The following is a 12478-nucleotide window of genomic DNA, read 5'->3' on the forward strand; positions in this document are numbered from 1 at the left end:
GTGATGAAGAGCACTAAAAGTCCCATTAGTCCACCGGAAAGCGTCTTCCATTCCATGTATTGACATTGCGTTTCATGTAGTAGAACCTCCTGACCAACAGGGCGTTGGGAGGAGACACATGTCCGCACTCGACTGGTCCGTTCTGGGCGCGTACTTCCTTGTCATGATCGGTATCGGCGTGTGGTCGAAGCGCCGCATCAAAACCGTGATCGACTTCTTTACCGCCGGGGGCCGTATCCCCTGGTGGCTGTCCGGCATCTCGCACCACATGTCGGGATACAGCGCGATCATGTTCGTGGCGTTCGCGGCCGTGGCCTACAACTACGGGCTCGCCATGTACGTCTGGTGGGCGCTGACGATCGGCCTCGGCGTCGGGATCGGCGCCTTCGTGTGGGCGGCCCGCTGGAACCGGCTCCGTTCCAAGCACGGCGTGGTCTCCCCGCTGGAATACCTGGCCCGGCGCTACAACCTGCCGACCCAGCAGGTGCTGGCCTACAGCGGCGCGCTGCTGAAGGTCGTGGACATCGCGGCCAAGTGGGTGGCGATCGCCATCCTGCTCAAGGGCTTCGCGGGCATCCCGATCCAGTGGGGCATCCTGGTCACCGGGGCCGTCACGCTGGTCTACATCACCGCCGGAGGCTTGTGGGCGGACGTGCTCACCGACTTCGGGCAGTTCCTCATCCAGGGCGTCGCGGGCATCGCCATGTTCGTCGCGATCATGGCCCAGCTGGACGGCGTCGCCACCCTGTGGACCATGTGGGACAAGCTGCCCCCGGGCCACGGCGAACCGTTCGCCGGGCCGTACACCACGACGTTCTTCCTCGCCCTGCTCTTCATCAAGACCTTCGAGTACAACGGCGGCATGTGGAACCTGGCCCAGCGCTACATGGCCTCGCCCTCGGGCTCGGCCGCCAAGCGTTCGGCACTGCTGTCCAGCGCGTTGTGGCTGGTCTGGCCGCTCATCCTGTTCATCCCGATGTTCGCCGCGCCGCTCATCGTGCCGGGCCTGGCCAACGCCGAGGAGGCGTACGTGCGGCTGGCGCAGACCCTGCTGCCCCAGGGCGTGATCGGGCTGGTGCTCGCGGGCTTCTTCTCGCACACCATGGCCATGGTCGCCTCCGACGCCAACGTGATCTCCTCGGTCATCACCAGGGACATCGCCCCGGTGATCGTCCGCAAGGTGCGCGAGCTGTCGGCGCGGGCCGAGCTGACCTTCGCCCGGGTGACCACGTTCACCTTCGTCCTGATCAGCATGGCGATCGCGATCTCGACCGAGGGGCAGGGCGTCGTCCTGAAGATCGTCGTCGACCTGGTCGCCGCGACGATGGGACCGATCTCGATCCCGCTGATGCTGGGCATGCTGCCGTGGTTCAAGCGAAGCGGCCCGACCGCGGCCATCGTCTCCTGGGCCGCCGGGCTGGGCGTCTGGGCGTACGTCAAGTGGATCATCGAGTCCAAGGACACGGCGATGGTCGTCGGCGTGCCGCTGGTCACCTCACTGGTCCTGTACGTGGCGATCGGGTTCCTGAAGCCGGAGAACCGCGAGGACAGTGACGCGCTCGTCGACTCCCTGTCCACCGAACCCGGGTCCACCGACCCCGAGCAGCAGCAGCGGGCCGGGGCGGTCGGCTGACGGCCCCCTCCGGCGCGGCGCCGGGCCCCCACCGCCGGTGGGGGCCTTCGGGCGCGGCGCGGCCGCGTGGCCGTCCCGGCCGTCCCCGGGCGCGGCGGGCTCCAGGACCCGCCCGCCCGGGGACATGCTCCTTCCACCGGGAGGGGGAGGGAAACACCCGGACCGCGAACTCGGCCGGTCCCGGAGCCGGGCTCCGTGCGGGTTACCTGTCGGACTGCAGGAGGCCGCCGTTGGCCACGTCCGACTTCTCGATCTCGGTGAAGACGATGCGCACCGACTCGCGGCGCGCCTTCAGGATGTCCACGGCCGCCTCGGTCAGCGCGGCCACGAACTCGCGGCGCTGGTCGAGGGTCCTACCGGACAGGAGTTCCACGGTGATGTTCGGCATGTCGAAGTATCCTCCAAGCTCAAGTTGTTGCATAACATGAGATCACATTCCATTACATGGAACAACCTGTCGCCGTAACCTGATCCGGAACCGAAGGCCGGCGGATCACTTGAGCACCGGGGCTGGGGCGCCGAGGGCGGCGGAGACCTCCCGGGCCGCGGAGACGACCTCGGGGGCGAACCGCTCCAGGTCGTCGCGGCCCATGTCCATCGCCAGGGCGGAGATGGAGATGCCGCCGAGCACCTGGCCGGTGTGGTCGAAGACCGGGGCGCCGACGCAGAGGATGCCGGGCAGGTTCTCCTCGTTGTCGAGCGAGTAGCCGCGGGACCGTACCAACGCCAGGTCGGCCAGCAGGTCCTCCGGCGTCGCCAGCGTGGTGGGGGTCGGGGCGGGCATGCCCGTACGGGCGCAGATGGCGCGGACCTCGTCGGCGCCGAGCTGGGCCAGGACCGCCTTGCCGATCGCGGTGCAGTGCAGGCGCAGGCTCATCCCCACGCGGGAGGGCATCTGGTAGGGCCGCCGGCCCTCCAGCTTGTCGACGTAGACCGCCTCGTCGCCGCTGCGGATCGCGAAGTGCGTGGTGTAGCCGATCCTCTCGTGCAGGGCGTTGAGCGCGCCGGAGGCCTGGCGGGCCGGGTCGAAGCGGCTCATGACCCGGCCGGCCAGCGTGAGGATCCGGGGACCGGGCTCGTAGCCGCCGTGACCGTCGGCCCGCGCGAACCCCCACTCGACGAGCGACTGGAGGATGCGATGGACGGTCGACTTGGACACCCCCGTCGCGGCGGCTATGTCGGTCACGCGGTGGTGCTCGGCGATCGCCTCCAGCACCGCCAGCGCCTTGTCGATGGAACTGCCTTCCCTGACCACGATCGTGAGCCTACTGGTCAGCGCGCCAACCAGCCTCCGTCGACCGCCAGCAGGTGCCCGTTGACGTAGTCGGAGGCCCCGGACGCCAGGAAGACGGCGGCGCCCACGAGGTCCTCGGGGGTGCCCCAGCGCCCGGCGGGGATACGGCCCCTGATCTCGGCCTCGCGCGCGGGGTCGTCCCAGAGCCGCTCGGTGTTGCCGGTCCTGATGTAGCCGGGGGCGATCGCGTTGACCTGCACCCCCGAGCCCGCCCACTCGCAGGCCAGCGCCCGCGTGAGCCCCGCCACGCCGTGCTTGGCCGCGGTGTAGCCGACGACGTTGACGCCCCCCTGGAAGGACAGCATGGAGGCGATCATGATGATCTTCCCGGAGCCCCGGGCGAGCATCCGCGTCCCGAGAACCTGGCTGAGCAGGAAGACCGCGTCCAGGTTGACGTCGAGCACCTCGCGAAAGGACTCGTGGGGGTGCTCGGCGGCCGGGGCCCTGCGGATGATCCCGGCGTTGTTGACCAGCACGTCGACCGCTCCCAGGCGCCCGGCCGCCTCGGGGACGTTCCGGGGGTCCGACAGGTCGAGGATCCACCGGGAGGCCTGTCTGCCGGTCTTGCGGACCTCGGCCTCGACCTCGTCCAGGTCGTCGTCGCGGCCGTGGAGCACGATGTCGGCCCCCGCCGCCGCCAGGCCCACGGCCAGGGCCCGCCCGATCCCGGTCCGCGCGCCGGTGACGAGCGCGGTCCTGCCCTCCAGCGAGAACATCAGCGCAGCTCGCCGATCTCGACCTGCTCCATGTCCTCGAAGGCCTGGTTCTCCCCGCCCATGGCCCAGACGAAGGCGTAACTCCTCGTGCCGAAGCCGCAGTGCACCGACCAGGACGGGGAGACGACCGCCTGCCGGTCGGCGACCACCAGGTTGCGCGTCTCGTCGGGCCGTCCCATCAGGTGGATCACCCGTTCGCCGGGCGGCAGGTCGAAGTAGAGGTAGACCTCGGTCCTGCGCTCGTGGGTGTGGCAGGGCATGGTGTTCCACATGCTGCCGGGCTCCAGCACGGTCACGCCGAGCACGAGCTGGCAGCTCTGGATGCCCTTGGCGTGGATGTACTTGTAGATCGTCCGGTCGTTGGAACCGTCCTGGCCGCCCAGCCGCACGGGCTCGGCGTCCTCCAGGGTCGCGGCGGTCGTCGGCAGGGCGGCGTGCGCGGGGGTGGAGACCAGATAGAACACGCCCCCCTCGAAAACCACCTCGCGGGCCCCTCGGCCGACGTAGAGGCACTCCTTGGAGGCCAGGGGGTACGCGGTGCCGTCGACGGTCACCGTGCCGGGCTCGCCGATGTTGACCACGCCGAGCTCACGGCGTTCCAGGAAGTACTCCGACCTGAGCGGGTCGGGGCTGTGCAGTCTCAGTGGCCCGTCGTCCGGCAGGGCTCCGCCGACCACGATGCGATCCTCGTGGGAGTAGAGCAGGCGGACCTCCCCGGGTACGAAGAGCTGCTCCACCAGGAACCGGCGGCGCAGCCAGTCGGTGGTCGCCCCGGTGATCTGGTCGGGTGCCGTGGCGTGCCGTACCTCCATCGCCCCTCCATTGTTCTATTACATGAAATTAGAAGCTGCTACATAGAACACTGTGAGCATACAACGGCCCCCTTCCCCGTGCACTCACCGCGATTCCGGCCGGATGCCGGCGCCCGGAAAACGACCGCCCCGAGCGAGAACTTTCCGCGCCGAACCCGGGTCCCACATAGGGGATCGCCACCGAACGGATGGGAAGACCGATGACGACTGGCATGGCACGGACGACGACCCGGCTGGTAGCGGCGGGCACGATCGCGGGCGCGGTTCTCGCGACCTCCCTCGTGGGCGGCACCGCCCTCGCCGAGACGGGCGAGACGGGAGGGACCGTCGCGGGAATCCCGAAGAACTTCCTCCTGCACGAGGCCCAGGCTCGCAAGCCGGTGAGATATCCGGACGAGGAGAAGTGGACCATCAGCGACAGGCTGGGAGGGAACCTGGAGATCAACCCGTGTGACCTGCGCCGCCCCGCCGATCGCGACCGGACGGCCATGCGGACCGTGACCTACCAGGCCCCCGAGCACCACTCCGGCGAGCAACTGGTGATCTACCGCTCCGCGTCCGCCGCGCGCAAGGCGCTGACCGGGCTTCTCGGGCAGGTCCGCAGGTGCGCCCGCGTCAAGTCCGAGGGATCGGTCACCAAGACCTGGGCCGAACCCGTCCGCGCCGGCGACCAGGCCATGAAGATCGCCGTTCAGGGCTACGACGCCAAGGGCGTGCGTCCCGCCATCGGCGGGCAGCGGGCCGTCGTCGTACGCGAGGGCCGGGCCGTGGCGATCTATCTGGTGGCGGGTGAGTACGGCAAGGTGCGCGGCTCCGACTTCACCCGGCAGCTGAAGGACGCCAGGAAAATGGCGGCCAAGCTCTGCTCCCTGCCCGGCGTCTGCTGACCCGCCGGGGAGCCCGTACGCCGGCGTCCGCTGACCCACCGGGGAGAGCCCGTACGACGGCGGACCCCTGTCAGGGCCCGAGGATCCGCATAGTGACGGACGCCCCGTCAGGGCCCGAGGGTCCGCATGACGGCGGACACCGCCGTCAGGGCCCGAGCGTCCGTACGGCGGCCGGCGAGGCCGCCGTACGGTGCGGGGGTCAGACCTCGACCACCACGGGGATGATCATCGGGCGGCGGCGGTAGGTGTCGCTCACCCAGCGGCCCACGGTCCTGCGGACCACGCGGCGGACCTGCTGGATGTCCACCACCCCGTCGGCCGCGTTGTCCTGCAGGGCCCTCTCGACCTGCGGCAGGATGTCGTCGAACATGGCGGGGTCGATGCCGGATCCCCTGGCGTGGATCTCCGGGCCCCCGGCGAGCTTGCCGGTGGCGGTGTCGACCACGATGACGATGGAGATGAAGCCCTCCTCGCCCAGAATGCGGCGGTCCTTCAGCGCGAAGTCGGTGACGTCGCCCACCGAGGTCCCGTCCACGTAGACGTAACCGGCCGGAACCGCGCCCACGATCTTGGCGCGGCCGTCGACCAGGTCCACCACGACGCCGTCCTCGGCGATCACGATGTGGTCGTCGGGCACCCCGGTCAGCGCGGCGAGCTTGGCGTGCGCCCGCAGGTGACGCCACTCGCCGTGCACCGGCATGAAGTTGGACGGCCGCGTCAGGTTGAGCACGTACAGCAGCTCACCCGCGGCGGCGTGCCCGGAGACGTGCACCTTCGCGTTGCCCTTGTGCACCACGCGGGCGCCCCAGCGGGACAGCCCGTTGATCACGTTGTTGACGGCGGTCTCGTTGCCCGGCACCAGCGAGGAGGCCAGAAGGACCGTGTCGCCCTCGGCGATGCGGATCGGGTGGTCGCGGTTGGCCATGCGCGACAGCGCCGCCATCGGCTCGCCCTGGGACCCGGTGCAGATCAGCACCACGTCCTCCGGCGGCCAGCCCTCGATCTCCTTGGCGTCGACGATCAGGCCCGGAGAGACCCTCAGGTAACCCAGGTCGCGGGCGACGCCCATGTTGCGCACCATCGAACGGCCGACCAGCGCGACCTTGCGGCCGTGCTTCTCCGCCGAGTCGATGACCTGCTGAACGCGGTGGATGTGGGAGGCGAAGCTCGCCACGATCACACGCTTGCCCGCGGTGCGGATGACCTCGTCGATGACCGGCGCGATCTCCCGCTCACTGGTGACGAAGCCCGGCACCTCGGCGTTGGTCGAGTCGGACATCAGCAGGTCGACGCCCTCGGCGCCGAGCCTGGCGAACCCGCCCAGGTCGGTCAGCCGCCCGTCGCTGGGCAGCTGGTCCATCCGGAAGTCGCCGGTGTGCAGGACGATGCCCGCGGGCGTCCTGATCGCGACGGCCAGCGCGTCGGGGATGGAGTGGTTGACGGCGAGGAACTCGCACTCGAACGGCCCGAACCCGTGCCGCTCGCCCTCCACGACCTCGCGCTTGTTCGGCTGGATGCGGTGCTCGGTGAGCTTGGCCTCGATCAGCGCCAGCGTCAGCCTGGATCCCACGATCGGGATGTCGCGGCGCTCGCGCAGCAGGTAGGGCACGGCACCGATGTGGTCCTCGTGCGCGTGGGTCAGGACCACGGCCTCGATGTCGTCCAGGCGGCCCCGGATGTATTCGAAGTCGGGCAGGATCAGGTCGATGCCGGGCTGGTCGGGCTCGGGGAAGAGCACCCCGCAGTCGACGATCAGCAACCGGCCTTCGTACTCGAACACGGCCATGTTGCGGCCGATCTCACCGAGACCGCCCAGCGCGACGATGCGCAGGGCACCGTCGGGCAGTGCGGGCGGCAGCCCGAGTTCGGGATGGGGGTGACTCATTCGGCCACACCTCTCTCAGAGATCTCACATGCGACGGAGGCCCTCGCGGGCAGCAGGACTACTCCCTCGCCGAGCACTCCGTCCCCCAGCGGACCGTTGTGTCTTCTTTCTCGCAAACTCTCGTTCCTCCCGGATGCGGCCGGTGAAGGCCGCGGCGTTTTATCTCATGTCACAACTTCGTCGGGCAGCTTCACACCGCCCGCGATCAAGTCTTCGCGCAGCCTGGCGAGCTGCTCCCGGGTCGCCTCCACGAGGGGCGACCGCATCGGTCCCGCGGGCTGCCCGACCAGGGACAGCGCCGCCTTCGCCATGATCGCGCCACCGGCCCGCATCATGATCCCCGAGACCACGGGGAGCAGCCTGCGGTGGACGGCGAGCGCACCCGCGACGTCACCCGAACGGTACGCCTCGATCATCGCGGCGATCTCCGCGCCGGCGACGTGTCCGATCACGCTGACGCACCCCACGGCCCCCACCGACAGCCACGGCAGGTTGAGCGTGTCGTCACCCGAGTAGTAGGCGAGGCCGGTGGACGCGATGATCTGCGACCCCTCGAACAGGTCGGCCTTGGCGTCCTTCACCGCGACGATCCGCTCGTGCCCTGCGAGCCGCACCAGCGTCTCACTCTGGATCGGCACGCCGCTCCGGCCGGGGATGTCGTAGAGCATCGCCGGCAGGGCCGTCGCGTCCGCCACCGTGGTGAAGTGGCGGTAGATCCCCTCCTGGGGGGGCTTGCTGTAGTACGGCGTCACCAGCAGGAGACCGTGGGCCCCGGCGCGCTCGGCGGCTTTGGCCAGCTCCACGCTGTGGCGGGTGTCGTTGGTCCCGGCCCCGGCGACGACCGTGGCGCGGTCGCCGACCGCCTCGACGACGGTGCGCAGGAGGCGCTCCTTCTCGTCGTCGGTGGTCGTCGGGGACTCCCCCGTCGTACCGCTCACGACGATGCCGTCGTTACGCTGCTCGTCCACCAGGTAGGTGGCGAGGCGCCCCGCTGTCTCGTAGTCGACCGCTCCGTCACTCGTGAACGGCGTGACCATGGCGGTCAGCATGCGGCCGAAGGGGGCGTCGGAGGTTCCAGTTGGCGCTGCCATAGACCGAACGCTACCTGGATCCGCTGAAACGGTGGACCCCGCCACCCCGCCTAACCTCCGTCCACCGATGGGCCCAAGAGCGAACATCCCCCCGAGGTGCCCGCTGCACACCGTACACGCGGATATACACCGCCGCGGCGACGGACCCCGGGCGACGCCCTCCCCCCGGCCGTTCCAGCCCGTCGTATAGGGGACGGAACGCCGACCGGAGCGGGCGGCAGGGCCGCCGGGCCGGGCGGGACGGATCCGGCCGGTCGCCGTCGCGAGGGAAGCCGGTCGACCGCGAGGGGGCGAGGGAGAGAAGCGGCCCGAAAACGGCATTCGCAGGCCCTGTGTCCGGTTACATGAAATAACGAGAACTTTGTCCGCTTTGTCGGCGGCGAGGGCGTCCTTGAACGAGAAAGAGGCCGCCGATATGTGCTCGGGGGTACACACATCGACGACCTCTACCTTGAATCGGTGGTCCTTACGCGGGCGTTACAGGGTCTCTGAGATATTTTTGGACACTTCTGGGAGTGGCCGTAAAGTTGGAGCTCCAAATCGGAGCCATTACCCTGCGTTGTGCATTGAATACGACAGGATGGGACAACGCCCCAGACCCCCAGGGATGGACACGTGGCAAGCTCCGATCCTGTCTACCTGCGCGTCGTCGCCGACATCCGGCGCCAGATCGTCGACGGCTCCCTTTCCCCCGGCGCCTCGATCCCCTCGCGCGCCCAGCTGACCAGGAAGTACGGCGTGGGCGAGACCGCCGCCCGGCACGCGCTGCGCGTGCTCGCCGCCGAGGGCCTGATCGTCGGCCGCGTCGGCTCGGGTCACTACGTACGAGAACAGCCGGTGCTGCTCCCCCTGCACCGATGGCGTTTTCACGACCACCACGCCCCCTTCGGGGCCGACATCCAGTCGCAGGGCACCCGGGCCACCTGGGACTGGCGGGCCGAGCCCGCCGACGCCACCCCCGACATCGCCCACCGCCTCCGGCTGGACGAGTCGGCCCCGGTCACCCGCACCCACTACGTCTTCCGCGGCGACGGCAAGCCGATCCAGCTGGCCACCTCCTACGAGCCCGCCGAGTTCGGCGAGACCGCCGAGGAGAGCCCCCGGAGCCTGATCGCCCGCCTGTCGGCCATCGGCGTCAAGGTCACCGAGATCGTGGAACAGGTCTACACCCGCGTCCCGCAACCGGCCGAGAGCGACGCCCTCGCCCTGCCCGCGGGCGTCCAGGTCCTGCACGTGGAGCGCACCCACTGGGCCGGAGACCGCCCGGTGGAGACCAGCGACATCGTCATCCCCGGTGACCGCTTCCGCCTCGTCTACGCCCACCCCCTGCACCCCTGACACCCTGGTCCGAAGACCGGCGCCTCCCGTCGGCGCGGCACGTTTCCGTGCGGCCGGGAGCGGGTCCTCACCGTCTCCGTATCGCGGCAACCGCGTGTCGCCCGTCATGGAAGCCCCGGAAGCCGGAAGGACGCCTGCCGACCCGCGATGCCACACCGGGCAGGAAAACGGTCATAAAGCTTTAAAATTCCCTTCAACCCCAATACCCTCTCTGGCCGCACGTGTGGCTGATTCTTCGACGGAACGGATCGTTCAACCATGATCCGTTCATCTGATTGATCAGCTATGAAGAGGGACAACAGATGCGTAGATGGCGTGCGGCCACAGCAATCGCAACGATCGGTGTCGCGGTGGGGGCGCTGTCCGGGACGGCGATCGCCGACGGGGACGGCGACGGCGACAGGCACCACCGTCGCGCCTTCGACCTGCAGGCCCACCGGGGCGGGCTGGGGTTGGTCGTGGAGAGCACTCTCGCCTCGTTCGCCAACGGGCTGGAAGTCGGGGTCAGCACGCTCGAACTCGACGTGCAGATCACCGAGGACGGCAAGGCGGTAGTGACCCATGACCGGCAGATCAACGGCAGGAAGTGCCGGGACACCGCCCCCGCGTTCGACGGCGACCCCGAGTTCCCCTATGTCGGCAAGTTCATCAACACGCTGACCCTGGCGCAGGTCAGGACCATGGACTGCGGCAGCCAGACGCTGGCGGAGTTCCCCGGCCAGCGGCCGGACCCCGGAGCCCGGATGCCCCTGCTGAGCGAGGTGTTCGACCTGGTCAAGCGCTACCGCGCGCACGACGTCATGCTCAACGTCGAGACCAAGGTCGAGGCCGGGGCGCCGCAGCAGACGGCTCCCAGGGAGCAGTTCGTCCAGGTCACGGCGGCCGAGATCCGCAAGGCCGGGATGCGGCGCCAGGTCACCGTCCAGAGCTTCGACTGGGGCGCCCTGATGCGGATGCGCCAGGTCGACCGCAAGCTGCCCCTCGTGGCTCTGACCAACCGGGACTTCCTCCAGACCGGACAGCCCGGCGCGTCCCCCTGGCTCGGCGGAATCGACATCGACGACTTCGGCGGCGACCCGCTCAAGGCGATCAAGTCCTTCGGCGCGACCGCCTTCTCCCCCGTGCACGGCACCCCGCAGAACGGGAAGATCACCGACCCCGGCTACCAGCCCTACGTCACCAAGGAGATGGTCGACCAGGCGCACCGCCTCGGCATCAAGGTGATCCCGTGGACCGTCGACGACGAGCCGACGCTGAACAAGCTCATCGACGACGGCGTCGACGGCATCATCACCGACTACCCCGACCGCCTGCGGAAGGTGATGTCCGACCGCGGGTTCAGGCTTCCCCAGGCGTACTCCCCCAGGTAGTCCCGGCCGGGGGTCCTGCGCCGGTTTCGCGACCACACCGTCGTCACCGACACCGCCTGGCGCCGCATCCCCCGTGACGGGGGAGCCCGGCAGGTGAGTGGGGAAAGGACACCTGACGGGCCGCTGTCCGGCGGTCCCGCACCGGCCCCTCCGACCGATGCGGAACCGCCGCCCGGCCTCTCGCCATCCGGCCGGAATGTCGGCGCCACCTGGTACAACCGACCTGGTTTCCCGAGCCGGAGGTGCCGATTGCGCGTCAAGGACATGCCCGCCAACGACCAGCCGCGCGAGCGCCTCCTGGCCGGTGGGGCGACCGCGCTGGCCGACCGGGAGCTGCTCGCCCTGCTGATCGGCTCCGGCAGCCGGGGCACCAACGCGATGGAGCTGGCCTCCCATCTGATCGCCCACTGCGGCGACCTGCACGGCCTGGCCCGCTCCGACGCCCACCGCCTGATGCGGGTGCCGGGCATCGGCCCCGCGAAGGCCGCCAGGGTCATCGCCGCCTTCCATCTCGTACGGCAGGCGCAGGCGGAGCCCGAGCGCCGCCGCGTCACCTGCTCCGGGGACCTGGCCGCCGTGGCGGCCCCGCTCCTGCGCGGTCTCAGCCACGAGCGGGTGGTCGTCGTGGTGTGCGACCCGAGCGGCGCGGTGACCCGCAAGGCGATCGTCAGCGAGGGCGGCAGCGACCACGCGCCCGCTCCGGTCCGCGAGATCATGAGCACCGTCCTCACCTCGGGTGGTTCCTCGTTCGGCCTGGCCCACAACCACCCCAGCGGCTCCCTCGACCCCAGCCCCGCGGATCTGGAGGTCACCGCCCGCCTCCGCGACGCCGCCGAGACCGTCGGTCTCCGCTTCCTCGACCACCTCGTCGTCACCGACACCGCCTGGCGCCGCGTTCCGCCGTGACGAGGGAAAGAGCCCGGCAGGTGGTGTGGGAAGGGACGCCTGCCGGGCCGCTGTCCGGCGGTCCCGCACCGGACCCTCCGACCGATGCGGGACCGCCGCCCGACCTCCCCGGACGACATGGCTCCTTCAGGGAGGTCGGGGGCTTTTCGTGGGCGCCGGTCCGGAGTCGTCCTCATTCCGGCGCCCGATCGTCAGTGGGCGGCGCCCATCAGGAGCCGAAGCCACAACTCCTGTGTTCGCTTGGCGACCACCCAGGGCGACTCGTGCACGACCACTCCCTTTCTCGCCCGTTCCGTTCGCCGTACGAACATCAGCCCGCCCGCCTGACAGAGCTCGTAGAAGGTGGGAAGGCAGTCACAGGTGTGCTCCTTGATCCGCAACCGGTCGGCCCTCGGCCGCTCGGGCCTCCAGTCGATCGGCTCGTAACCCACCTGCAACGGCGCCACGTGATGCCCGTGATGCCGCCCACCCGGCACCCCCGCCACCACGAGGACTCCCACCCCCCACGTGCTCACCGAGCCATCATAGTTCACTCGGTCTCTACTG

Annotated in this window: 12 protein-coding genes; 5 read left to right on the forward strand and 7 right to left on the reverse strand. The window is 69.7% G+C overall.

Features of this window, described 5'->3' with window-relative positions; genetic code table 11:
* Positions 1–118 precede the first annotated feature (118 nt).
* Positions 119–1633, forward strand: coding sequence for a sodium:solute symporter family protein (locus ACSDR0_RS03060; protein ID WP_435287157.1), 1515 nt, complete (start codon positions 119–121; stop codon positions 1631–1633).
* A 202-nt stretch (positions 1634–1835) separates the two neighbouring features.
* Here the strand turns inward: ACSDR0_RS03060 and ACSDR0_RS03065 are convergent, their stop codons facing one another.
* The 4 genes from ACSDR0_RS03065 to kduI form a co-directional block, all read right to left on the reverse strand.
* Entirely contained in the window at positions 1836–2021 is a 186-nt protein-coding gene (locus ACSDR0_RS03065; protein ID WP_435287158.1) for a tautomerase family protein, read from the reverse strand.
* A gap of 105 nt (positions 2022–2126) precedes the next feature.
* Positions 2127–2888: an IclR family transcriptional regulator gene (locus ACSDR0_RS03070; protein WP_435287159.1), complete on the reverse strand. Its 762-nt coding sequence runs from the start codon at positions 2886–2888 to the stop codon at positions 2127–2129.
* Between the two features lie 17 nt (positions 2889–2905).
* Positions 2906–3643 (reverse strand): SDR family oxidoreductase, encoded by a 738-nt coding sequence (locus ACSDR0_RS03075; RefSeq protein WP_435287160.1) that lies wholly within the window; start codon positions 3641–3643, stop codon positions 2906–2908.
* Positions 3643–4455 (reverse strand): 5-dehydro-4-deoxy-D-glucuronate isomerase, encoded by an 813-nt coding sequence (kduI, locus tag ACSDR0_RS03080; RefSeq protein ID WP_435287161.1) that lies wholly within the window; start codon positions 4453–4455, stop codon positions 3643–3645. Before kduI ends, ACSDR0_RS03075 begins: the two co-directional genes overlap by 1 nt.
* 212 nt (positions 4456–4667) lie before the next feature.
* Here kduI and ACSDR0_RS03085 point away from each other — a divergent pair, with 212 nt between their 5' ends.
* Positions 4668–5342: a hypothetical protein gene (locus tag ACSDR0_RS03085; RefSeq protein ID WP_435287162.1), complete on the forward strand. Its 675-nt coding sequence runs from the start codon at positions 4668–4670 to the stop codon at positions 5340–5342.
* Positions 5343–5541: 199 nt separating this feature from the next.
* On the opposite strand, the gene ACSDR0_RS03090 is transcribed toward ACSDR0_RS03085, so the two are convergent.
* Both ACSDR0_RS03090 and dapA read right to left on the reverse strand, forming a co-directional pair.
* Entirely contained in the window at positions 5542–7227 is a 1686-nt protein-coding gene (locus ACSDR0_RS03090) for a ribonuclease J (RefSeq protein WP_435287163.1), read from the reverse strand.
* A gap of 164 nt (positions 7228–7391) precedes the next feature.
* Entirely contained in the window at positions 7392–8318 is a 927-nt protein-coding gene (gene dapA / locus ACSDR0_RS03095; RefSeq protein WP_435287164.1) for a 4-hydroxy-tetrahydrodipicolinate synthase, read from the reverse strand.
* Positions 8319–8933: 615 nt separating this feature from the next.
* Between dapA and ACSDR0_RS03100 the strand changes: the two genes are divergently transcribed.
* From ACSDR0_RS03100 to ACSDR0_RS03110, 3 genes are all read left to right on the forward strand, one after another.
* Positions 8934–9656: a GntR family transcriptional regulator gene (locus ACSDR0_RS03100; protein ID WP_435287165.1), complete on the forward strand. Its 723-nt coding sequence runs from the start codon at positions 8934–8936 to the stop codon at positions 9654–9656.
* Positions 9657–9958: 302 nt separating this feature from the next.
* Positions 9959–11026 carry a glycerophosphodiester phosphodiesterase family protein gene (locus tag ACSDR0_RS03105; protein ID WP_435287166.1) on the forward strand — a complete coding sequence of 356 codons (1068 nt, stop codon included), beginning with the start codon at positions 9959–9961 and terminating at the stop codon, positions 11024–11026.
* Between the two features lie 249 nt (positions 11027–11275).
* Positions 11276–11932, forward strand: coding sequence for a JAB domain-containing protein (locus ACSDR0_RS03110; protein WP_435287167.1), 657 nt, complete (start codon positions 11276–11278; stop codon positions 11930–11932).
* Between the two features lie 191 nt (positions 11933–12123).
* Here the strand turns inward: ACSDR0_RS03110 and ACSDR0_RS03115 are convergent, their stop codons facing one another.
* Positions 12124–12447 carry a hypothetical protein gene (locus ACSDR0_RS03115; protein ID WP_435287168.1) on the reverse strand — a complete coding sequence of 108 codons (324 nt, stop codon included), beginning with the start codon at positions 12445–12447 and terminating at the stop codon, positions 12124–12126.
* Between the last annotated feature and the right edge of the window lie 31 nt (positions 12448–12478).

The organism is Streptosporangium sp. G11, from assembly GCF_051192615.1.
In the GTDB taxonomy this organism is placed as follows: Bacteria; Actinomycetota; Actinomycetes; order Streptosporangiales; family Streptosporangiaceae; genus Streptosporangium.